The following is a 20,818-nucleotide window of genomic DNA, read 5'->3' as shown; positions in this document are numbered from 1 at the left end:
GGTGCTGATCCCGTGGATCAGTCGCGCAGGGTCGCCCCGAATCGCTCGCCGGCACGTCGGACGGCGCCGTCACGGGCCTCGGTGGCCTCGGCAGCGGTCAGGGTGCGGTCCGTGGCGCGGAATCGCAGCGCGAACGTCAGGGACTTCTGTCCCTCGTCCACGCCGGTGCCCCGGTAGTCATCCACGAGCCGAGCATACTCCAACAGGTCTCCGGCACCAGTCTCGACCGCATCCAGTACTTCGCCCGCCGGCACGTCGGATGCGACCACCAGGGAGAGGTCCTGCGTCGCCGCCGGGTAGGACACGATCGGCGCCACCGACACGAGTTCGGGAGCCGCAGCGACCAGGGCGTCGAGGTCGAGCTCGACGACGGCGACCACGCGCGGCAGCACCGCGGCCTCGGTCAGTTCGGGCAGCAGTTCACCCGCGACGCCGACGACGGACCCGCCCACGAGGAGCGACGCAGCACGGCCCGGGTGGAGCGAGGGGTGGCTGGTCTGGGCAACGGTCAGCTCGACGCCGACGGCCCACGCCACAGCACGCGCGACGTCGAGGGCGTCCGCGATGCCGTAGGGCTCGGGCAGCACGCCGGGCTGCTTGACGACGCGGTTGCCGGCGAGCAGCGCCGACACGTGGAACGGCTGCGGGGGCAGGGACGCGTCGAGCGCGGCGAGGGTCTCGCGGTCGGGGAGGACCGCCCCGACGGGCACGGAGTCGGTGCCGAGCGTGACGCCCTGGACCGGCAGGAACACCCGGGAGGTTTCGTACACGGCGACGTCCACGAGGCCGCGGGACACGTTCCGACGGGCGGCGTCGACGAGGGCCGGCAGACCGCTGCGGCGCAGCAGGCTCTGCTCGCTGTCGAGGGCGTTCGCCAGCACGACGCTCGGTCCGCCGTCAGCGTCGATGCCCGGGTAGGCGTCCTGCGTCGAGCGGGAGACGAACGGAGCGGTGACGACCTCGACCAGGCCGTCGGCGGCGAGGGCAGCGGCGACCCGGCGGCGCGCGAGCTGGTGCCCCGTGAGGCCACGGCCGGGCGGGGCGACCGGCAGGACGCTCGGGATGCGGTCGTACCCGACGATGCGGGCGACCTCTTCCACCAGGGTGGTGTCGTCGGTGAGGTCGGGACGCCAGGTCGGCGGCGTGACGACGAGCAGCTCGCCGTCGGCCTCGACCGTGGCACCGATCGCCCGGAGGGTGTCGATGACCTCTGCCTCGGTGTACTCGACGCCGACCATCTCGGCCGGGCGGGTGCGGCGCATCGACACGGTCGGTCGCGGTGCGCTGTCGACCAGCGTCGAGCCGAGCGCGTCGGGCGTGCCCCCCGCGAGTTCGACGAGCAGGTCGACGGCACGGTTCGCCGCGGCTTCGGCGACGAGCGGGTCGACCCCGCGTTCGAAGCGACGGGACGCCTCACTCGGCAGCTTGTGGCGACGAGCGGTGCGCGCGATCGAGACCTGGTCGAAGCCCGCGGCCTCGATGAGGACGTCGGTCGTCGTGTCCGAGATCTCGGTGCGGGCGCCGCCCATCACGCCGGCGAGGCCGACGGGGCCGTCGTCGTCGGTGATGACGAGGTCCTCGGGGTCGAGCGTCCGCTGGACGTCGTCGAGGGTCGTCAGCGTCTCCCCCGCGGCGGCGCGTCGGACACCGAGTCCGCCCTGCACCTTCGCGAGGTCGTACCCGTGCAGCGGCTGCCCGAGCTCGAACATGACGTAGTTCGTGATGTCGACGGGCAGCGAGATCGAGCGCACGCCCGCGAGCGCCAGGCGCGACACCATCCATGCGGGTGTCTTTGCAGTCGGGTCGATGCCGCGGACCACGCGCGTGACGAAGGTGCTCGCGCCGACCCGCCCACGGATCGGGGCCCGGTCGTCGATCGTGACCCGGAAGCCCTCGCCCGCGCGGGGCGTGACCCGGTCGACCGGGTCGTGGAAGGTGGCGCCGGTGGCGTGCGAGTACTCCCGCGCGACACCGCGCATGCTCATGACGTAGCCGCGGTCCGGGGTGACGTTGATCTCCACCGCCGCGTCGTCGAGGCCGAGCAGGCCGATGGCGTCCGCGCCCACCTCGGGCTCCATGCCGAGGTCGGCGAAGCGCAGGATGCCGTCGTGCTCGTCGCCGAGGCCCAGTTCGCGCGCCGAGGCGATCATGCCGTCCGACACGTGGCCGTAGGTCTTCCGTGCGGCGATCGGGAACGGCCCGGGCAGCACGGCGCCGGGGAGCGTCACCACGACGAGGTCGCCGACGTCGAAGTTGTGCGCGCCGCAGACGATGCCGCGGGGCTCTGCCTCGCCGACGTCGACCTGGCACCAGTTGATGGTCTTGCCGTTCTTCTGCGGCTCCGGCTCGCGCTCGAGCACGCGGCCGACGACGATCGGTCCGGTGAGGTCGTAGGTGTGGACGTCCTCTTCCTCGAAGCCGACCGACACGAGCGCCGCGTGGACGTGCTCGAGGGTGACGTCCTCGGGGAGGTCGACGGACTCACCGAGCCAACGGAGTGGGACGCGCATCAGACCACCGTTCCGAACTGCTGCGAGAAGCGGATGTCGCCCTCGAGGAAGTCACGCATGTCGTTCAGGCCGTTGCGGAACTGCAGCGTCCGCTCGATGCCCATGCCGAACGCGAAGCCCTGGTACTCGTCCGGGTCGATGCCGGCGGAGCGCAGGACGTTGGGGTTGACCATGCCGCAGCCACCCCACTCGACCCACCGCGCGCCACCCTTGGCGTTCGGCTGCCAGACGTCCATCTCGGCGCTGGGCTCGGTGAACGGGAAGTAGTTCGGGCGCAGACGGATCTGCGCCTCGGCGCCGAACATCTGCCGTGCGAAGTGCTCGAGCGTGCCACGGAGGTGCGCCATCGTCAGGCCCTTGTCGATCGCGATGCCCTCGACCTGGGTGAAGACCGGCAGGTGGGTCGCGTCGAGCTCGTCCGCGCGGTACACGCGGCCCGGGGCGATCACGTAGAGCGGCAGGTCGCGCGAGAGGAGCGAGCGCACCTGCACGGGCGAGGTGTGCGTGCGCATGACCAGGTGCCGGTCGACGGGCTCGACGAAGATCGTGTCCGCCATCGCCCGAGCGGGGTGGTCGGGGTCGAAGTTCAGCGCGTCGAAGTTGAACCACTCGTGCTCGAGCTCGGGGCCCTCCGCCACTTCCCACCCCATGCCGACGAAGATGTCGGCCACCGTCTCGTTGAGGAGCGACAGTGGGTGGCGTGCGCCGGGCGTGCGGCGCGACGGCAGCGCGGTGACGTCGACGCGCTCGGCCTCGAGCCGCGCGCGTTCCTCGGCCTCGGCGAGCACGGACTCCTGCTCGGCGATCGCCGTGTTCACCCGGCCGCGGGCCTGTCCGACGAGCTTGCCGGCGGCGGCCTTCTGCTCCGGGGGGACGCTGCGCATCGACGCGTTCATCCGCGCCAACGGCGACTGCTCACCGGTGTGCTCGGCTCGGGCCTGCTTCAGCTCGGCGACGGTCGTCGTGGCGCGGACCGCCGCGAGGGCCTGGTCCACCGCGTCGGCGACGGCCGATTCGCTGATCTCGAGAGGTTCTGACACGAGGCCCAAGCCTACCGGCCCGTGGGATACCGGCGTCCTGCACCGCACGGACGGTGGACGGAACCGGACGCGGACCGGGCTGTGGAGGACTAGGCGGTCCGGTGCGCGAACGCCGATTCGTAGAGGCAGACGGACGCAGCGGTGGCGAGGTTCATCGACTCGGCCTTGCCGTAGATCGGCACCTTCACCGCGCGGTCGGCCAGGGCGAGGTCCTCCGCCGTCAGGCCACGGGCCTCGTTGCCGAAGACCCAGGCGGTCGGGCCGTCGAGCAGCCCCTCGGCGCGCACGTCGGGCAGGTCGTCGCCCGAGACGTCGGCCGCGAGGATCGTGTAGCCGAGGCCCCGTGCACGGGACACCGCGTCGGCCAGCGTCACGCCGACCGACACCGGGACGTGGAACAGCGACCCCGTGGTCGAGCGCACGACCTTCGGGTTGTACGGGTCGACGCTCCGCCCCGTGAGGACCACCGCGTCGGCACCCGCCGCGTCCGCAGCGCGGATGATCGTGCCGGCGTTGCCGGGGTCACGCACCTCTTCGAGGATCGCGACGATCCCCGGGAGGCCGCCACGCGCCTCCTGGTCGTCAGCCGTCTCCGGGAAGACGTCCTTCACCGACGTCGGGAACTGCTGGCACACGGCGACCACGCCCTGCGGCGTCACCGTGTCGGCCATCGCGTCGAGCACCTGCTCGGTGACGAACCACGTGTCCACCGGGGCGTCGTCGAGCGCGTAGCGCGCGGCCGCAGTCGGCGTCACGTAGAGCTCGCGGAGGAGCTCCGGTCGGTACTCGATCGCCTCGCGCACCGCCTGTGGTCCCTCAAGCAGGAAGAGGCCCGTTTCGGCACGGACGTCCTTCTTCGACAGGGCGGCAACGGCCTTGACGCGGCCGGCACGGGGGTTCTCGAGGAGATCGCTCACCCGACAAGTGTCGCAGCATGCACGAAGCCCCCGTTCCGCGGACGGAACGGGGGCTTCGGGAACTGCAGGACGGACTACGCGGCCTTCGGGGCCGAGGTGTCGGCCGGGAGGGCCTTCTTCGCGGTCTCGACGAGCGCCGTGAAGGTCTCCGGGTTGTTCACCGCGAGGTCGGCGAGGATGCGACGGTCGACCTCGACGCCGGCCAGGTTCAGACCCTGGATGAGGCGGTTGTAGGTCAGGCCGTTGGCGCGGGACGCAGCGTTGATGCGCTGGATCCAGAGGCGACGGAACTCGCCCTTCTTCGCGTGACGGTCGCGGTACGCGTAGACGAGGGAGTGGGTGACCTGCTCCTTGGCCTTGCGGTACAGACGCGAACGCTGGCCGCGGTAACCCTCGGCGCGCTCGAGGATGACGCGACGCTTCTTGGCGGCGTTGACCGCTCTCTTTACTCGTGCCATTGCACTATTCCTTTACGATCCGGGGGCTCAGTGGCCGAGGAGCTTCTTGACGTTCTTCGCGTCGGCCTTCGAGAGGACCTGGTCCTCGTTGAGGCGGGCCTTGCGCTTGGCAGACTTGACCTCGAGGTTGTGACGCATACCGGCCTGCTGCTTCATGATCTTGCCGCTGCCGGTGACCTTGAAGCGCTTCTTCGACCCGGAGTGGGTCTTCTGCTTGGGCATGGTGGTGCCTTTCCGTGGGATGGATGGGAGCCGCGCCATTGCGGTTGGGAGGACTGCGCGAAGCGGTCGGTGGGACCTATTCGGCGGGAGCTTCGGCCTGCTCGGACTCGGCGGGCTCGTCGGCGCCGTCCTTGCCCTTCGCAGCGTGCTCCGTCGCGCGACGCTCGGCCTTCTGAGCAGCACGCTTGGCGTTCTGCTCGCCCTTGACGTCGGACTTGTTCTTGAGCGGGGCGATGATCATCGTCATGTTGCGGCCGTCCTGGGTCGGACGCGACTCGACGACGCCGAACTCGGCGATCTCTTCCGCGAACTTCTGGAGGAGACGGACGCCCTGCTCCGGACGCGACTGCTCGCGGCCACGGAAGAGGATCATCGCCTTCACCTTGTCGCCGCCGAGGAGGAAGCCCTCGGCGCGCTTGCGCTTCGTCTCGTAGTCGTGCACGTCGATCTTCAGGCGGAAACGGACTTCCTTGAGGTCCGTGTTCACCTGGTTGCGACGCGCTTCCTTGGCCTTCTGAGCGGCCTCGTACTTGAACTTGCCGTAGTCCATGATCTTCGCCACGGGCGGCTTCGAGTTCGGCGCGACCTCGACCAGATCCAGCTCGGCTTCCTGCGCGAGGCGCAGTGCGACGGCGATGGGGACAACGCCGACCTGCTCGCCCTGGGGTCCGACAAGACGGACCTCGGGGACGCGGATTCGGTCGTTGGTACGGGGATCGGTGATGCGGAGCTCCTTCAATCAGGTGGTGGCCGTCCGGGGCGTTCTTGCCCAGGGCGACGGCACGAGAGAGGAGATCTGACGCACGGGATCTTCGACCCGTTCGGCAGCCGCCCGACGTCACCCCTGCGGGTGACCGACCGACGCGGACGCCGGTGGAGCGGTGTGGACCCGGTAGCCTGGTGGTGCGCGGCCGCGGGTGGGAGAGACTCCTCTTTCGTGACGCTGGCGGTGTGTTCGGCCTCGTTCGCACGAGTCCGGGCACGCAGACAGCATCTGCCGCGACAAACTCTAGCAGAGGAGCACCGTGACCGACACCCCAGCACCGTTCGAGGCAGGGAACGCCGCCGACGAGGCCGCGCGCGACATCTCGGAGGTGCCGGCGGTCGAGCTCATCAACACCGTCGCCGTGCACCTGCTGAGCGCCGCCGCGGTCAAGGTCGGCCTGGCGGACGACCCGCAGGAGCAGACCGACCTCGACGAGGCCCGGAAGCTCATCACCGCCCTCGCGGGTCTGGTCACCGCGGCCGCGACCGAGATCGGTGACCACCACGCCCGGCCGCTGCGCGACGGGCTCCGGTCGGTGCAGCTCGCCTTCCGCGAGGCATCGGCGATCCCGGACGCGCCGGGCGCCGGACCGGGCGAGAAGTACACGGGTCCGGTCAACTGACCGACGTGACCCGGTGACGGACTGGAGGCGCGGTGCCAGCTGGCACCGCGCCTCCAGTCCGTCGGGTGGGTCGCGTCCTCAGGCCGCACTGCGGGTGGCGAGGCGCGTGACCGCTGCGAGCGGGATCCCGACCCAGTCGGGTCGGTTGCGCGTCTCGTAGACGACCTCGTAGACGGCCTTGTCGAGTTCGAACGCGTCGAGGAGTTCTCGGTGCGCGCCGAGTGCCGCGCCGGTGCCGCGCTCGTACCCGTCGAGGAACGCCGACCGTGCCGCCAGCGCCCACTCGCCCGCGTCGACGGGTTCGGCGCCCTGTGCGAGTGCGCCGGCGACGTAGTCGAAGGACCGGAGCATGCCGGCGACGTCACGGAGCGTGACGTCGGGCAGGGATCGTTCGGCGAGCGGGCGCAGCGGTTCGCCCTCGAAGTCGAGGAAGACCCAGCCGCGGGGTTCCGGTGCGGCGAGCACCTGCCCGAGGTGCAGGTCGCCGTGGATGCGCTGCAGGTCCGGCCACGCGACGGCGGCGGCTCGGCCGTAGACGGCCCGGACGGCGTCGACGTGCTCGGCGATCGCCGGTGCCTCGGCTGCTGCTGCGTCGAGGCGCGCGTGCATCGTCGCGACCGCTGCGCTCCGCCTGGTGTCGTCGGCGGGCTCCGTCGGCAGTGCGCGGGCCAGGGTGCGGTGGACGTCGGCGAGCGCCTCGCCCAGCCGGTCCGCACCGGTGGTGAACGACGTGCCCTGCCGGGCGTCCCGGAGGGCCACGCGCCAGGCGTCCTCGAGTCCGGGCAGGAACTCCTGGGCGAAGGCGAGGTGCCCCGTGGCCGTGCCGTCGGGTCGGCCGGGGTCCGGCCACGATCCCCGGAGCGCGCCGGACACCCGCGGGACCCGGGTGCTCCCGGCCGCGGACAGGGCGAGCTGGGTCGTCACGTCGGGGTTGTCGCCGTGGTGCAGGACGCGGAACACCTTCACGATCACCTGGTCGCCGGAATCGGTGTCGCAGATGACCGAGGTGTTCGACTGCTCGCCGCTGAGGACCCGGGAGGACGTCACCGTGCCGATCGGGCGCAGGCTGTCGGGGTCGGCGTCGATGCGTGCGGCCAGCGAGGCGACCCAGACGGGGTCGGTGGTGGCGTCGCGCAGGGAGCCGTCGGCGCCGCTCGTGACGGGGGCCTGGTAGAGGACGGGGCCGGTGGGGGCGTCGTCGAGGACCAGGCGGGTGCCGTCGGACCGGGCGACGGTGCGGAGCCGGGGGCTCGACCCCTTCGCCGTGTACCAGCGCTGGTGGGCGATCCAGCCTTCGAGCACGGTGTCGGTGGGGCCGCTGTCGTGCGTGGGGTCGGTGGGGCGCTCGGGTGCCTCGTCGCTCATGCAGCGAACCGTACGCGTCGGGGCCGGGAGCGGTGTCGGGTCCGGAAGTGGTGCTCGGTCCGGAGTGGGGGTGGGTCCGGGAGTGGTGGCGGGTCCGGGAGTGGTGGCGGTCCTCCACAGGGCGTGTGCCGAAGGGCGCCGTCCACAGAACGCGATGAGCGCCGGGCCGGAACAGGCGGGTCGGACGACACTCGTCCCCATGCCGACCCCGCACCGTGACCCAGAGGCCCGCACCGACCCCCGCTGCACCTGGCGGATCCCCGACGACCGCCGACTCCCCGCGCTCGAACCCTTCGCCGACGACGTCCGCCGTCACGAGCCGGTCGTCCTGCGCGAGACCGTGTGGGACAGCGAGGACCGCGTCCTGGCTGCGGAGGGGGTCGAGCTGCTGCGGTCGGACGCCGGGTGGTCCGTCGACCGCGGGGACGGGCCCGTGGCGGTGGGACCCGACCTGGACGACGACGGCGTCGGCAGCGACGACGGCGTCGGCAGCGCCGAGCAGCCACCCCGGGACACGGTCGAGGTGTTCCTCCGCGGCCGGCAGCTCCGGGTGGTGCGGGTGCGGGACACGGCGACGACGCTGGTCGAGCTCCGCGGGCGCGACGGACGACTCCGCGCCGAGGTCGCCGACGTGCGGGTGGACGAGGGCGACCCGGACACCGCGCTCCTGCGGTCGGCCAGGTGGTGGGCGCTGAGCGACGACGGGAGCGCAGGGTCGGTTGCACGGGCGGCGGAGCGTGCGCTGGCCGACGCCGCCGAACCAGCAGCGGCCGGCGGCGGGCGGTCCCCGGAGCACGGCCGTCCCCGGCCCGCTCGACCGGAACCCGTTCGACGCGGCGGGACGTCGAAGCGTCCGCGGCGTGGCACCGCGGCGGCGGCGCTGCGCGAGGTGCTGCGCTCGTTGCGGGCCGACCTCGTCGCGGTCGATCCCCGCGTCCGCGCCGACGAGCGGGAGTCCGTCCACGACTTCCGGAAGGTGCTGCGACGGCTGCGGAGCGTGCTCGCCGCGTACCGGGGTGCGCTCGACCGCGGTGCGACGGAGGTGCTGCGGGCCGAGCTCGCCGGGGTGGCGCGGGTCGCCGGGGTGGCGCGGGACGCCGAGGTCCTCCGCGACCGGCTCCTGCGGACCGCCGCCCGCGCACCGGAGGGCTTCGTCGACGCCGGCACGCTCGACCGGATCGGCGCGCACGTCGAGGGGGCGCGCGCAGCGGCCGCCGCCGAGCTCCGCCGGACCCTGCGCTCCCCCGCGTGGGCGTCCTCGCTCGACCACCTCGACGACCTGGTCGAGCGGGCACCCCGGGGGCCGCACGCCGACGACGACGCCGCGGCCTTCGCGGTGCACCGGATCCGGAAGGAGCGGGACCGGGTCGCCGGCACGCTCGGGGGCCGGGTCGAGGGACTCGACGACCTGCACGAGGTCCGGAAGACCGCCCGGCGACTGCGGTACGCGCTGCAGGCCGCGGGCGACCGGCCGGACCTCGGGAAGCGCCGGCTCGGGTTCCTGAAGCGGCTGCAGGAGTCCCTCGGCGAAGTGCTCGACGCTGCACACGCGACCGCTGCCTACCGAGACCTGGCGGGGCCGGCGGCGCAGCGGGGCGAGGACACGTTCGGCCACGGTGCGCTGGCCACGACGGAGCACGCGGTCCTCGAGCAGGCATGGGGCCGGGCGCGCAAGCTGCTCGCGAAGGCATGACGAGCGGCGACGTGACCAGCGAAGCCGTGACCGGCGGGAACGTGACCGGCCGGGCGGTCGCCGGTCTGCGAGGATGACGACGTGCCGCACTACCTCGAGGACCTCGCCGCCGGACAGACCTTCACGACCCCGGGTCGCACGATCACCGAGGCGGACGTGGTGTCGTTCGCCTCGTGGACGAACGACAACAACCAGGTGCACACGGACGTCGAGTTCGCCGCGAAGACCCGGTACGGCCAACGGATCGTGCACGGACTGCTCGGCACGTCGCTCTGCCTCGGGCTCATCGCGCGCACGGGGGTGTTCGAGGGCTCCGCTGTGGCACTCCTCGGCATCGACCAGTGGCGGTTCACGGCGCCGGTGTTCATCGGCGACACCCTCACGTGCGACGTCGAGATCCTGTCGACCCGGCTGACGAGCTCCGGGCGCACGGGCATCGTCGAGCGCACCGTGTCGCTGCGCAACCAGCGCGGCGAGGTGGTCCAGCAGGGTCGGATGGACGTCATGGTCCTCACCCGCGACGCCGCGATCGGCTGAGCGCCGCAGGTCACAGCCGCGGGCCCCGGCCGCAGGCCCCCAGCCGCGGGCCCCAGCTGCCGGGCACACGTGTCGACGGCAATCGGCGGCCACCCCTTTACAACGATGTACAGCCACGCCAGCATGGATGCATGAGCACGCTCGACGGCACCGTCGCCGCACCTGACACCGCCCCTTCGCCGGCCCTCCCGCTCGCCTCGCGGCAGGACGGCACGTACCCCCGGCCGCAGATGCTCCGCCCGCACTGGGCGGACCTCGACGGCACGTGGTCGTTCCGGAACGACGGCGACGACCCCGCCTGGGCCGCGGGCTTCCCCGACGCGCGGGACATCGTCGTCCCGTTCCCGCCGGAGTCCGTCGCTTCCGGCATCGACGAGCCGGGCTTCCACCCGGTGGTCTGGTACTCCCGCTCGATCACCCACGCCGAACTCGACGCCGCCGGCCACGGTGAGTCCGCCCCGCGCCTGGTGCTGCACTTCGGCGCCGTCGACCACCGCGCACGGGTCTGGATCGACGGCCGGTTCATCGGCGAGCACGAGGGCGGGCACACCCCGTTCTCGTTCGACGTGACCGACGCCCTCGCGACCGACCCCGACGCCGTCCACACCCTCGTCGTCCGCGCCGAGGACGACCCGCACGACCTCACCCAGCCCCGCGGCAAGCAGGACTGGCACGAGGACCCGCACGCGATCTGGTACCGCCGGACCACCGGCATCTGGCAGACCGTCTGGCTCGAGGCCGTTCCGACCGCCTCGATCGAGTACGTCCGCTGGACGAACACCGACCACGCGACCCTGCGCCTGACCGTCCGGATCGCCGGACAGCGCACCGGCGGCGAGCGCCTCCGCGTCGACGCCCGCTGGGACGAGCGCGACGAGCACCTCGCCACGATCGAGGCCACCCTCGGCGCGACCGGGGACGAGTTCGACGTCCTCGTGCCGATCGCACGCCAGTCGAACGGCCAGGCCGAGGACGAACTCCACTGGACCCCGGAGGCACCGCGCCTGGTGGACGCCACGGTCGCCCTGCTCCCCCCGGCAACCGGTGGCACCGCGGACCCGACCCCCGTCGACGTCGTCGCCTCGTACTTCGGCGTCCGCACCGTCGGGACCGACGGCGGCGCGTTCCTGCTCAACGGCCGCCGCTACGACGTCCGCAGCGTCCTCAACCAGGGGTACTGGCCGGACTCCCACATCGCCGCCCCCTCGCGCGAGGCGCTCCGCCGCGAGGTCGAACTCATCAAGGAGCTCGGCTTCAACGCCGCCCGCAACCACCAGAAGATCGAGGACCCCCGCTTCCTGTACTGGGCGGACCGGCTCGGCATCCTCGTCTGGGGCGAGGCGCCGGGCGCCTACGCGTTCTCGCCGCGTGCGGTGCAGCGGCTGGTCCGGGAGTGGATGGACGCCGTCGAACGCGACGCCTCGCACCCGTCGATCGTGACCTGGGTGCCGGCGAACGAGAGCTGGGGCGTGCAGCACATCGCGACGGACCCGGCGCAGCAGGCGTACGCCCGAGCCCTGGCCGACGTGACCCGGGCGCTCGACCCGACACGACCCGTGATCTCGAACGACGGCTGGGAGCACACGAACTCGGACATCCTGACGATCCACGACTACGAGGGCGACGGCCCCCGGCTCGCCGCGACCTACTCGGACGACGCCGCGCGCACGGTGCTCGTGAACGGGATCGGCCCGGCCGACCGGCGCATCCTCGTCGGCGGAGCGGTCGACCACGGGCAGCCGGTGATGCTGACCGAGTTCGGCGGCGTGAACTACCAGCCGGGTGCCCAGCGCGAGGACGGCTGGGGCTACACCTCCGCAACGGACGGCGACGACTGGGTGGCGCGGATCACGGCTCTGTACGACGCGATCCGAGCGAGCTCGTTCCTGGCCGGCTCCTGCTACACGCAGCTGACGGACACGATGCAGGAGACGAACGGCCTGCTCAACGCCGACCGCACCCCCAAGGTGCCGATCGAGCAGATCCGGCGCGCGGTCACGGGGCGCTGACCGGCGGGGCCGCCGGTGCGGACGACGCGAGCCGGACGCCCTGGGCGTGCGAGGATCGGTCGGTGACGAGCGCTGCGGAGACGAGCCGCGCCTCCAGTCCGGCCCTGGACCTGGAGGCGCGTCACAGCGGGTGGACCACCCCCCTGCTCCTGTGGCTGGCTTCCCGCGTCGTGAGCACCGTCCTGCTGGCGACGGTCTACGCCGTCGCCACGGCGAACGGGTGGCGGTTCGCCTCGTACCGGCGCGACCCCACCTTCTTCACCTTCTCCGGCTCGTGGGACGCCTCGTTCTACCGGACCATCGCGGAGCACGGGTACCCGGCGACCCTGCCGCTCGACGACGCGGGACACGTGCTGCCGAACGCGTGGGCGTTCCTGCCGGTGTTCCCCGCGCTCGTCCGGATCGTGATGCCGCTGACGGGCGGCTCGTTCTGGGTGGCAGGCGTGCTCGTCGCGACGCTCGCCGGGGCGGGGGCGTGCGTGGTGCTGTACCGGCTCGTCCTGGCGGTCGGGTGCTCGCGGCGGGCACGTTGGGCGACGGCGCTGTTCGCGTTCGCGCCGACCGGGTTCCTGCTGCAGGTCGCCTACGCCGAGAGCACCTTCCTGCTGCTGCTCTTCGGTGCGCTCCTGGCCCTGGTCCGACGGCGCTACTGGCTGATCGCGCCGCTCGGGGTGGTCGCCGCGTTCACGAAGCCCGGCGTGCTGGCGCTCGCGGTGGCGCTGGCGGTGCACCTCGTCGTGCGGTGGGTGCAGGAGCGGCGCGCGTTCCCGGTCCGAGACGCTGTCGCCATCGTGGTGTCCGGGCTCGTCGTCGCCGCGGCGGGACTGGCCTGGCCGGTGATCGCGTCGGCGGTGACCGGACGGCCGAACGCGTACCTCGACACCGAGCTGTCGTGGTGGGTGGGGTTCGTCGGGCGACAGCACTTCGCGCCGCTCACGCCGTGGTTCACGATGGCGGGGACGTGGCTCGGGCCGATCGGCATCGTGCTCGTGGTGGTGGTGCTCGTGGGAGCGGTGATCTTCTTCACCCGCCCGGCCGTGCGCGCGCTCGGGGTCGACGTGCTCGCGTTCACGGCGTCGTACGGGCTCTACCTCGTCGCGGTGTTCCTGCCGCAGCAGAGCCTGCCTCGGCTGCTCATGCCGATGGCGCCGCTGCTCGGGTCGGACGTGTTCGTGGGCACGCGGCGGCGAGCGGTCACGTGGCTGGTCGTCGGCGTGTGCCTGCAGCCGGTCGCGATCGTGCTGCTCTGGTACCTCGGGTACCCCTGACGGGCGGAGCGGGCGGGCGCGGGCGCGCGCCGGGCGGTTCGCACAACCAAAGTGCATTCGCGCCGCGCGTTCCCATGGTTCGAGCGCACTTCGGTTGTGCGCAGCGACCCCGAACCGGCACCGCGGCGCGGCGGCGCGAGCGGCGCGGGGCGCGCGCGGCGGCGGGCGCGCGCGGGCGCGCGCCGGGCGGTCGGCGCGGGTCGCACAACCAAAGTGCGTTCGCGCCGCGCGTTCCCACGACTCGGGCGCACTTCGGTTGTGCGCAGCGACCCCGCACCGGCGGCGCGAGCGGCGCAGCGCCGCGGCGCGGCGCGCGCGGCGCCCGCGCCTACGCGTCGAACGTGTGGAACCAGGCGGTGCCGCCCGGGTGCTGCACGGTGATCATCTCGTCGAGGTCGCGGTACGGGCCGTCCTGGTTGTGGCTCGCCGACTTGATGCGGACGGTGCCGTCGGGCTCGGTGAAGACCTCGGACACGATCGTCGTGTGGTCCGGCGAGTCGTTGTCGTTCCAGTCGTAGAACACGATGTCGCCGACCTTGACCTTGTCGCGCTCGTCGAGGGAACGCCGGGTCAGCCCGAACTCGGCCGCGTTCGCCGTCAGCCACGGGTCCATCGTCGGGCAGTAGGTCCACGTCGCGCTGTGTGCTGCGCCGGCGTCGCGGTTGTACCAGTCCGACCGCTGCTGCCACCCGCGGGCGATGAGCGTCTGGCTGACGTAGTTCGCGCAGTCGCCGCCGATCGGGTTCATCGTGCCGTACTCGGCGAGGTTGTAGTCCTTCCAGTGCGCCATCGCGTACTGCAGCTGCCGGTCGACGTCGGTGAGCGCGGCGTACGCAAGCGTCGACGTCGCCACCGCGGTCGAGGCGTCCGGAAGGGGTGCGGCGGTCGGCGTCGGGGTGGACGTCGAGGAGTCCTGCGTCGCCCCGGACTGTCCGTCGTTCGCCGCGCTGCCGTTGCCGTCCGACGACTGGTTCGCCGAGGGGGTCGGCTCGACGGCCGACGTGAAGAGGGCGACGTCGGCCGATCCGGCCGTGTACATCGCCTGGTGCGGCGCCGTGAAGGTGACCTTCGTCGCCGAGGCCTGGACGTCCCGTGCGGCGACGCCACCGACGGTGACGCCCTTGACCGCGGCGAGGCCGGTGCCCGCGACCGTGATCGTGACGCCGCCGGCGAGCGGGACCTGTGCGGGGCTGACGGACTTCGCGACGGGCTTCGCGGTCGGGGTGGCGGAACCACCACCGGCGCCGCCCTTCCCGCCGCCGTCCGTGCCCGTGCCCGAGCCGTCGCCCGACGAGCACGCCGCCACCGCGAGCCCGATCCCGGTCACGCCGGCGAGGGAGAGCAGGGACCGGCGGGTCAGCGAAGCAGTCATGGTGCTTCCAGCGTAGGCGACGACACGGCATGATCACTGGCAGGAACACCGTCGAGAGCACCGCCGAGAGCACCGCCGAGAGGATCACCACGCACATGCCCGAGAGCCACGACTTCTTCGTCGCCGCCGATCCCGAGTCCGTCCGCAGCCGCGTCGCCGGTGCCCTGACCCGTGAGGGCTACACCGTCGAGGGCGGCGAGCAGGGATCGCTCCGTGCGACCCGGGGCAGCATGGGCCTCACGCTGCTCATCGGCGGGCTGGCGAACGACCGCACCTTCCACACGCGCCTCGACGTCCAGGTGATGGTGACGCCCGACGGTCGGACCGTCGCCCGGCTCCTCCGCGGCTCCGGCAAGTCGGCGTTGAAGGGCGGAGCCATCGGCATCACCCGCGGCAACCGCGCGTTCGAGCAGGCCGCGAACGCGATCCACCACGAGCTCACGCAGGCGGGCATCCTGACCGAGAGCGTCCCCGGCTGACGCTGATCCACCCGTGGAACGACGAAGGCCACCCGAGCGGGTGGCCTTCGTCGTTCTTGCCTCTTGGTGGAGCTAAGGGGATTCGAACCCCTGACCTTCTCATTGCGAACGAGACGCGCTACCAACTGCGCCATAGCCCCAAGTGCTCGACCACACTAGCACCAGGCCGCGGCCGAACCGAAATCGACGGCTCAGACGGCGCGGCGACGACGCATGATCGCGTCGAGGTCGGCCTGCTCGTACGCGTCCTCCCCGAGCACGCCCATGCCCGCCCACTTGCTCGGAGGCGCAGCGGGTGCGGCAGGAGCAGCCGAAGCGGCGGGTGCGGCAGGAGCAGCGGCAGCAGCCGAGCCGTCCGACGCCGGCGCCCGCAGACCGAGACGCTCCGCGAGCCGGCCCTGGTCGTGCGCAGACAGCGACGACACGGCTTCCTCGACGTCGGGACGCATCCGCGAGACGCGCGCCAGCGACGGGTCGGTCTCGGCGGCTCGGATCGCGGCCGCCTCGGCCTCGGCCTCGGCCTTCGCCTCGGCGACGCGCTGCTTGAGCCGCGCAGCCAGCTCGGCGGCGGACTCCGGAGCGGCAGCGGGAGCGGTCGGCTGCGCGACGTACAGGGGCTTCGGGACCGAGTTCGGCGTCCACGAGCGGTCGCGCACGGGTTCCGCGGGCTGTTCGGTGGACAGCGGCGGCGCCGGGTCCGTCCAGGTGGTCGCCGGCCTGGAGGCACGGGTCGCGCCCGTCACGCCGGTCGCGGTGCGCGCCTTCCGGGCCGTCGCGACCTGGTGCAGCTGCGCGAGGACCGCTGCGGACCCACCCACGGCGATGAGGCCGGCGACGCCGACGAGCCACATCGCGGGGGCGGCGACGAAGACGACGATCGCGACGACGAGACCGACGGTGCCGAGCAGCGTCGCGCCGAGCCGGGAGCGCCGCATGCGCATCGCGGTGAGCGCGGGGACGGCCGAGGCGCGTTCGAGCACGGGTGCCTGCTCGGCGAGCCGGCGGGTGATCTCCCGCTGCCGGGCGGCCTCGTGGGCGCGGACGATCGCGGTGCGCTTGGCCTCCTCGGAGCGGGCGACGCGCTGCGCTTCGGCGAGGGACTTCGCGTTCATCTCGACGCGGACCTCGTCCGGCAGTTCAGCGGTCTGCGCGAGGATCCGGAGGGTCTGCTGCAGACGGATCGCGTTCCGCTCGGTGGCGAGGTACTGCCGCCGTGCCGCCCACGACGGCATGAGGTAGACGAGCCAGAGCACGGCCGCCACGAGGAGCACGATGCCGCCACCCCACGAGCCGATTCCTGCCATGGGGACACGGTAGGGGCGGGCGTTCCCCTGCCGGGTGATTGCCGGACGCGTGTTGCGCGTGTCGTGACGAATTCACCGGGGGGCGAGCCGCGCCTCCAGGCCGTTGCCGAGGCGACCGACGGACGGACCGGACCGGCGGGTCAGACGCGGGGCGTCGTGTGCAGCGGCAGCGCCGCCTCGTCGCGGGCGGCCAGCGGGACGCTGCCGACGCCCGGCGGGACCTGCCCGCGGACCCAGCGCTCGAGGACGCCCTCGCGGACCTCTTCGGCGACGAGTGCGAAGCAGAAGTGGTCGCGCCAGTCGCCGTTGATGTGGATGTAGCGGCGGCGGAGGCCCTCGAACCGGAAGCCGAGCTTCTCGACGACCCGCAACGACGGAGCGTTCTCGGGTCGGATGCAGATCTCGACCCGGTGGATGCCGACCACGCGGAAGCAGTGGTCCACCGCCATGGCGACCGAGATCGGCGTGACGTTGTGGCCCGCGGCGTCCTCGACGACCCAGTAGCCGATCGAGGCGCTCGCAAGTGAGCCGTAGGTGATGCCCGAGACGTTGAGTTGGCCGACGAACCGGCCGTCGAGCTCCATCGCGAACGGGAGTCCGAGTCCCGCGCGGGCGTTGGCCTGGAGCGCGCGGATGCTGCCCCGGACGTCGGAGGAGACGTGTCCGGAGGGGTTCGTGGCCTCCCAGGTGCGGAGCCACGGACGGTTGGTCGCGAGCGCGACGTCGAGATCGCGGGTGTCGCGCAGCCGGAGGGGCCGGATGGTGACCCGCCCGTGGGACAGGGTCGGGATCGTCGTCATCGCTCAGGTTCCTCCGGTGCCCCGGCAGTTCCTGCGGGGCGGGTGTCCCGCTCGGGTCCGGCGTACCGGGACCCGAGCGGGATGGGCCGACTCATTCGCCCGCGTTGAACTCCTTGAGCCACGACTTGAGGTCGGGGCCGAGGTCCTCGCGGTCCGAGGCGAGCTGCACGATCGCCTTGATGTAGTCGAGTTTGTCACCGGTGTCGTACCGGCGTCCACGGAACACGACGCCGTACACGCCGCCGGTCCACTCCTCGGCGCTCGCCATCTTCATGAGCGCGTCGGTCAGCTGGATCTCGCCGCCCTTGCCCGGCTCCTGCTTCTCGAGGACGTCGAAGACCTCGGGACGGATGACGTAGCGGCCGATGATGGCCAGGTTCGAGGGGGCCTCGCCCTGGGCCGGCTTCTCGACGAGGCCGGTGATCTTCACGACGTCGTCGGTGTCGGTCTCCTCGACCGTGGCGATGCCGTAGAGGTGGGTCTGCGACGCGGGGACCTCGAGGAGGGCCACGACGGTCGCGTTCTTCTCGCCCTGGACCTCGATCATGCGCTTGAGCAGCGGGTCGCGGGCGTCGATGATGTCGTCACCGAGGAGCACGGCGAACGGCTCGCGGCCGACGTGCATCTTCGCGCGGAGCACCGCGTGGCCGAGGCCGAGCGGGTCACCCTGACGGACGTAGTGCATGTCGGCGAGGTCCGTGGACTGGTTCACCTTCTGCAGCTTCTCGTGGTCGCCCTTCTTCTTGAGGGTCTCCTCGAGCTCGGACACGTGGTCGAAGTGGTTCTCGAGCGCGTTCTTGTTGCGGCCGGTGATCATCAGCACGTCGGTGAGCCCGGCGCCGACGGCCTCTTCCACCACGTACTGGATGGCCGGCTTGTCGACGACGGGGAGCATCTCCTTCGGCATCGCCTTGGTCGCGGGGAGGAAGCGAGTGCCCAGCCCTGCCGCTGGGATCACCGCCTTGGAAATCTGGAAGCCCATGCGTCAGAAACTATCGGATGACCCCTGGACGGGGCATGTCGTCACTGCTGGGGACACGGCTTCCCGCTGCCCACGGCGGGAAGCCGCAACGGGGCCGCTCGGTAGACTCCTCCGCATGATCGCCGATCTCGGGAACGAGAAGCGCGCCCTGCGAGCCGAGCTCCGGCAGCGGCGGCGCACCCGGACCACGACCGAACGCGACGCCGACACCGAGGCGCTCACCGCGACCCTGCAGCGCTTCGCCGAGGAGCGCCAGGTGCACTCCCTCGCCCTGTACCTGTCGGCACCGGACGAACCGAACGTCCGTCCTTTCCTGAACTGGGCGTTCACGCACGACATCCGCGTGCTCCTGCCGATCACCCGCGAGGACGGCCTGCTCGACTGGGCCGTCGACGACGGGGCGTCCGAGACCGAGGGCATCCTCGGCATGCCGGAGGTCGTCGGCGAGGTCCTCTCCCCGCTTGCGCTCGGCGAGGTCGACGCGATCCTCGCCCCCGCCGCCGCGGTCGGACACGACGGCGTCCGGATGGGCTGGGGCCGCGGCTACTACGACAAGACCCTCGGGTCGATGGCGAACCGCCCGCCCGTCTATGCTGTGATCTTCGACGCGGAGTACCTCGACGAGGTCCCGCGCGAAGCCCACGACGAACCCGTCGACGGCATCATCACGCCGTCCCGCATCATCACGTTCCGGAGCTAGGGTGCCCACCTACTCGTACCGCTGCACCGAGTGCGGCAACGCCTTCGACATCAAGCAGTCGTTCTCCGACGCCACGCTCACCGAGTGCCCGGTGTGCGGCGGCGTCCTGCGCAAGGTGTTCTCCCCCGTCGGGGTCACCTTCAACGGCGGCGGCTTCTACCGCACGGACTCGCGCCCGGCGCCGAAGAACTCCGAGTCGGGGTCGTCGAGCGCGCCGAAGGCCGAACCGTCGAAGCCCGCCCCGGCGAAGACCGACTCGAAGCCGAGCACGCCGAAGCCCGCCGCGTCCTGACCCGGAGCCGGACTCCTCGATAGGTTTGTGGACGTCGCCGACCGGCGGCCGTCCTCGACCCGGAAGGAGTCCCGTGAAGGGATTCAAGGAGTTCCTGCTCCGCGGCAACGTCATCGACCTGGCCGTCGCAGTCGTCATCGGTGCGGCGTTCACCGCGATCGTCACCGCGATCGTCACGTCGCTCATCAACCCGCTCATCGGCGCCGTCTTCAACGCGTCGAGCCTCGACGAGGCGCTGATCTGGGAGATCCCGACCGTCTCCGGCGGCAGCGCGAAGATCCTCTTCGGCGCGATCATCGGCGCGGCGCTCAACTTCGTCATCGTGGCCGCGGTCGTGTACTTCGCCCTCGTGCTCCCCGTGAACCACCTCAAGAAGGTCGCGTTCGAGCGGGTCAAGAACGACGAGGAGCAGACGCCGCAGGACGTCCCGCCGACCGACGTCGAGGTGCTGCTCGAGATCCGCGACCTGCTCCGGTCGCAGAACGGCGTGCCCGCGCAGGCCGGGGGCGGCGCGCACGTGGCGCCGTCGAACGCTCCCGAGGGTCCGGGGATCGGCGGCACGACGAAGCTGTAGGCGCTTCGCCCAACCGAAACCCGCCCGAACCGCGCGATCGCGTGGTTCGGGCGGGTTTTCGTTGTGCGAGCGGGCGCGGCCGGGCGCGGGGCGCGGCCGAGCGGGCGCGGGCGCGGCGAGCGGGCGCGGCGCGCCAGGTGGGGCGGGCGCGCGCAGCGCTCAGCGCGCGGGCGCCCCGACTGCGCGGCGCTTCGCGACCATCGCGACGGCGTACTGCGCGCCCGCCAGCACGTGGCCGGCGGTGCCGAGGTACACGAAGACGAGCGCGACGATCCGGACCCACGGCGCGTTCTCGTCGACGGCGTGCACGGCGGAGAAGAGCAGCACCGGCAGTCCGACGAACAGCAGCGCGGACCGGATCTTGCCGGTCCACGTGACGTCGAGGTCGGGGTTGCCGTGGAACAGCACGCTCGACAGGACCACGAGCACCAGGTCGACGAGGACCACGACGGCGACGACCCACCACGGCAGCAGCCCGGTGAGCACGAGCGAGAGCACGATCGCGATGATGGCGAGCCGGTCGGCGATCGGGTCGATGGCCTTCCCGAGCTTCGAGCCCTGGTCGAAGCGGCGGGCGATGAAGCCGTCCGCCCAGTCGCTCACCCCGATGACGACGAGCGCGAAGAGCGCCCAGCCCGGGTGCCCGGCGACGACGAGCCACACGAAGACCGGGATCAGCAGCAGCCGGAACAGCGAGATCAGGTTCGGCCAGGTCTGCCAGTCGGGTCGCTCCCGCGCGGTGTCAGTCATCGAAGCCCAGGGTACCGGCTCACCAGTGGGGAGGGACGTCCCCCAGGAGCCGGGCGTCGTTCTCGCCGTCGCGGTGGCGCGCCGGTTCCGGGGCCGGTGCGGGGTCGGAGCCCGGAGCGGGCTGGGTGGTGACGCGTCGGCGGCGTCGACCCGCGCCT

General features: G+C 72.2%; 21 protein-coding genes and 1 tRNA gene. 9 read left to right on the top strand and 13 right to left on the bottom strand.

The annotated features are described in order from the left end of the window. Nucleotides 1-17: 17 nt before the first annotated feature. The 6 genes from pheT to infC form a co-directional block, all read right to left on the bottom strand. Nucleotides 18-2,510, bottom strand: coding sequence for a phenylalanine--tRNA ligase subunit beta (gene pheT, locus EDF64_RS14855; RefSeq protein WP_133520741.1), 2,493 nt, complete (start codon nucleotides 2,508-2,510; stop codon nucleotides 18-20). Beyond that, nucleotides 2,510-3,550 (bottom strand): phenylalanine--tRNA ligase subunit alpha, encoded by a 1,041-nt coding sequence (pheS, locus tag EDF64_RS14850; protein WP_133520740.1) that lies wholly within the window; start codon nucleotides 3,548-3,550, stop codon nucleotides 2,510-2,512. Before pheS ends, pheT begins: the two co-directional genes overlap by 1 nt. A gap of 89 nt (nucleotides 3,551-3,639) precedes the next feature. Further along, on the bottom strand, nucleotides 3,640-4,467 hold the full coding sequence (locus EDF64_RS14845) for a TrmH family RNA methyltransferase (RefSeq protein WP_133520739.1): 828 nt from the start codon (nucleotides 4,465-4,467) through the stop codon (nucleotides 3,640-3,642). 74 nt (nucleotides 4,468-4,541) lie between these two features. Further along, nucleotides 4,542-4,925, bottom strand: coding sequence for a 50S ribosomal protein L20 (rplT, locus tag EDF64_RS14840; protein WP_017887975.1), 384 nt, complete (start codon nucleotides 4,923-4,925; stop codon nucleotides 4,542-4,544). Nucleotides 4,926-4,952: 27 nt separating this feature from the next. After that, nucleotides 4,953-5,147, bottom strand: coding sequence for a 50S ribosomal protein L35 (gene rpmI / locus EDF64_RS14835; RefSeq protein WP_065961871.1), 195 nt, complete (start codon nucleotides 5,145-5,147; stop codon nucleotides 4,953-4,955). 76 nt (nucleotides 5,148-5,223) lie between these two features. Then, a complete protein-coding gene (gene infC, locus EDF64_RS14830) occupies nucleotides 5,224-5,886 on the bottom strand; it encodes a translation initiation factor IF-3 (RefSeq protein ID WP_133520738.1) in 663 nt (220 codons plus the stop codon). A gap of 286 nt (nucleotides 5,887-6,172) precedes the next feature. On the opposite strand from infC, the gene EDF64_RS14825 reads away from it, so the two are divergent. After that, nucleotides 6,173-6,535 (top strand): DUF1844 domain-containing protein, encoded by a 363-nt coding sequence (locus EDF64_RS14825; RefSeq protein WP_133520737.1) that lies wholly within the window; start codon nucleotides 6,173-6,175, stop codon nucleotides 6,533-6,535. Between the two features lie 78 nt (nucleotides 6,536-6,613). On the opposite strand, the gene EDF64_RS14820 is transcribed toward EDF64_RS14825, so the two are convergent. Next, on the bottom strand, nucleotides 6,614-7,900 hold the full coding sequence (locus EDF64_RS14820) for a phosphotransferase (protein ID WP_133520736.1): 1,287 nt from the start codon (nucleotides 7,898-7,900) through the stop codon (nucleotides 6,614-6,616). A gap of 199 nt (nucleotides 7,901-8,099) precedes the next feature. On the opposite strand from EDF64_RS14820, the gene EDF64_RS14815 reads away from it, so the two are divergent. The 4 genes from EDF64_RS14815 to EDF64_RS14800 all read left to right on the top strand — a co-directional run bounded on the left by EDF64_RS14815 (nucleotide 8,100) and on the right by EDF64_RS14800 (nucleotide 13,407). Further along, nucleotides 8,100-9,593 (top strand): CHAD domain-containing protein, encoded by a 1,494-nt coding sequence (locus EDF64_RS14815; protein WP_166645753.1) that lies wholly within the window; start codon nucleotides 8,100-8,102, stop codon nucleotides 9,591-9,593. Nucleotides 9,594-9,674: 81 nt separating this feature from the next. Further along, on the top strand, nucleotides 9,675-10,130 hold the full coding sequence (locus tag EDF64_RS14810) for a MaoC/PaaZ C-terminal domain-containing protein (RefSeq protein WP_133520734.1): 456 nt from the start codon (nucleotides 9,675-9,677) through the stop codon (nucleotides 10,128-10,130). A 131-nt stretch (nucleotides 10,131-10,261) separates the two neighbouring features. After that, complete coding sequence (locus tag EDF64_RS14805) at nucleotides 10,262-12,139, top strand: glycoside hydrolase family 2 protein (RefSeq protein ID WP_133520733.1); 1,878 nt, start codon at nucleotides 10,262-10,264, stop codon at nucleotides 12,137-12,139. 62 nt (nucleotides 12,140-12,201) lie between these two features. After that, nucleotides 12,202-13,407 carry a hypothetical protein gene (locus EDF64_RS14800; protein ID WP_243736408.1) on the top strand — a complete coding sequence of 402 codons (1,206 nt, stop codon included), beginning with the start codon at nucleotides 12,202-12,204 and terminating at the stop codon, nucleotides 13,405-13,407. Nucleotides 13,408-13,735: 328 nt separating this feature from the next. Here the strand turns inward: EDF64_RS14800 and EDF64_RS14795 are convergent, their stop codons facing one another. Beyond that, complete coding sequence (locus EDF64_RS14795; protein ID WP_133520732.1) at nucleotides 13,736-14,779, bottom strand: amidase domain-containing protein; 1,044 nt, start codon at nucleotides 14,777-14,779, stop codon at nucleotides 13,736-13,738. Between the two features lie 29 nt (nucleotides 14,780-14,808). On the opposite strand from EDF64_RS14795, the gene EDF64_RS14790 reads away from it, so the two are divergent. Next, nucleotides 14,809-15,258: a hypothetical protein gene (locus EDF64_RS14790; protein WP_133520731.1), complete on the top strand. Its 450-nt coding sequence runs from the start codon at nucleotides 14,809-14,811 to the stop codon at nucleotides 15,256-15,258. Between the two features lie 64 nt (nucleotides 15,259-15,322). On the opposite strand, the gene EDF64_RS14785 is transcribed toward EDF64_RS14790, so the two are convergent. From EDF64_RS14785 to galU, 4 genes are all read right to left on the bottom strand, one after another. After that, nucleotides 15,323-15,398: transfer RNA gene (locus EDF64_RS14785), tRNA-Ala, on the bottom strand. Between the two features lie 51 nt (nucleotides 15,399-15,449). Then, nucleotides 15,450-16,562 carry a hypothetical protein gene (locus tag EDF64_RS18300; RefSeq protein ID WP_166645752.1) on the bottom strand — a complete coding sequence of 371 codons (1,113 nt, stop codon included), beginning with the start codon at nucleotides 16,560-16,562 and terminating at the stop codon, nucleotides 15,450-15,452. A 140-nt stretch (nucleotides 16,563-16,702) separates the two neighbouring features. Next, on the bottom strand, nucleotides 16,703-17,362 hold the full coding sequence (locus EDF64_RS14775) for a GNAT family N-acetyltransferase (RefSeq protein ID WP_133520730.1): 660 nt from the start codon (nucleotides 17,360-17,362) through the stop codon (nucleotides 16,703-16,705). A 91-nt stretch (nucleotides 17,363-17,453) separates the two neighbouring features. Next, complete coding sequence (gene galU / locus EDF64_RS14770) at nucleotides 17,454-18,344, bottom strand: UTP--glucose-1-phosphate uridylyltransferase GalU (RefSeq protein ID WP_071292267.1); 891 nt, start codon at nucleotides 18,342-18,344, stop codon at nucleotides 17,454-17,456. A gap of 115 nt (nucleotides 18,345-18,459) precedes the next feature. Here galU and EDF64_RS14765 point away from each other — a divergent pair, with 115 nt between their 5' ends. The 3 genes from EDF64_RS14765 to mscL all read left to right on the top strand — a co-directional run bounded on the left by EDF64_RS14765 (nucleotide 18,460) and on the right by mscL (nucleotide 19,910). Then, nucleotides 18,460-19,044 (top strand): 5-formyltetrahydrofolate cyclo-ligase, encoded by a 585-nt coding sequence (locus tag EDF64_RS14765; RefSeq protein ID WP_133520729.1) that lies wholly within the window; start codon nucleotides 18,460-18,462, stop codon nucleotides 19,042-19,044. Between the two features lies 1 nt (nucleotide 19,045). After that, a complete protein-coding gene (locus EDF64_RS14760; protein ID WP_133520728.1) occupies nucleotides 19,046-19,336 on the top strand; it encodes an FmdB family zinc ribbon protein in 291 nt (96 codons plus the stop codon). Between the two features lie 73 nt (nucleotides 19,337-19,409). Continuing rightward, entirely contained in the window at nucleotides 19,410-19,910 is a 501-nt protein-coding gene (gene mscL, locus EDF64_RS14755; RefSeq protein WP_133520727.1) for a large conductance mechanosensitive channel protein MscL, read from the top strand. Between the two features lie 159 nt (nucleotides 19,911-20,069). Here the strand turns inward: mscL and EDF64_RS14750 are convergent, their stop codons facing one another. Beyond that, nucleotides 20,070-20,660, bottom strand: a complete 591-nt coding sequence (locus EDF64_RS14750; protein ID WP_133520726.1) for a CDP-alcohol phosphatidyltransferase family protein — start codon at nucleotides 20,658-20,660, stop codon at nucleotides 20,070-20,072. Between the last annotated feature and the right edge of the window lie 158 nt (nucleotides 20,661-20,818).

Origin of the sequence: Curtobacterium flaccumfaciens (genome assembly GCF_004361695.1) — a bacterium.
GTDB lineage: Bacteria > Actinomycetota > Actinomycetes > Actinomycetales > Microbacteriaceae > Curtobacterium > Curtobacterium flaccumfaciens_B.
The sequence above is the reverse complement of the archived record's forward strand: the minus strand, read 5'-3'. Positions and strand labels throughout refer to the sequence as shown.

What these genes read in the sequence shown, in the direction of transcription:
- pheT (WP_133520741.1), bottom strand. Translation starts at nt 2,510, where the DNA reads ATGCGCGTCCCACTCCGTTGGCTCGGTGAGTCCGTCGACCTCCCCGAG.
- rplT (WP_017887975.1), bottom strand. Translation starts at nt 4,925, where the DNA reads ATGGCACGAGTAAAGAGAGCGGTCAACGCCGCCAAGAAGCGTCGCGTC.
- rpmI (WP_065961871.1), bottom strand. Translation starts at nt 5,147, where the DNA reads ATGCCCAAGCAGAAGACCCACTCCGGGTCGAAGAAGCGCTTCAAGGTC.
- EDF64_RS14820 (WP_133520736.1), bottom strand. Translation starts at nt 7,900, where the DNA reads ATGAGCGACGAGGCACCCGAGCGCCCCACCGACCCCACGCACGACAGC.
- EDF64_RS14815 (WP_166645753.1), top strand. Translation starts at nt 8,100, where the DNA reads ATGCCGACCCCGCACCGTGACCCAGAGGCCCGCACCGACCCCCGCTGC.
- EDF64_RS14805 (WP_133520733.1), top strand. Translation starts at nt 10,262, where the DNA reads ATGAGCACGCTCGACGGCACCGTCGCCGCACCTGACACCGCCCCTTCG.
- EDF64_RS14795 (WP_133520732.1), bottom strand. Translation starts at nt 14,779, where the DNA reads ATGACTGCTTCGCTGACCCGCCGGTCCCTGCTCTCCCTCGCCGGCGTG.
- EDF64_RS14790 (WP_133520731.1), top strand. Translation starts at nt 14,809, where the DNA reads ATGATCACTGGCAGGAACACCGTCGAGAGCACCGCCGAGAGCACCGCC.
- EDF64_RS18300 (WP_166645752.1), bottom strand. Translation starts at nt 16,562, where the DNA reads ATGGCAGGAATCGGCTCGTGGGGTGGCGGCATCGTGCTCCTCGTGGCG.
- EDF64_RS14775 (WP_133520730.1), bottom strand. Translation starts at nt 17,362, where the DNA reads ATGACGACGATCCCGACCCTGTCCCACGGGCGGGTCACCATCCGGCCC.
- galU (WP_071292267.1), bottom strand. Translation starts at nt 18,344, where the DNA reads ATGGGCTTCCAGATTTCCAAGGCGGTGATCCCAGCGGCAGGGCTGGGC.
- EDF64_RS14765 (WP_133520729.1), top strand. Translation starts at nt 18,460, where the DNA reads ATGATCGCCGATCTCGGGAACGAGAAGCGCGCCCTGCGAGCCGAGCTC.
- EDF64_RS14750 (WP_133520726.1), bottom strand. Translation starts at nt 20,660, where the DNA reads ATGACTGACACCGCGCGGGAGCGACCCGACTGGCAGACCTGGCCGAAC.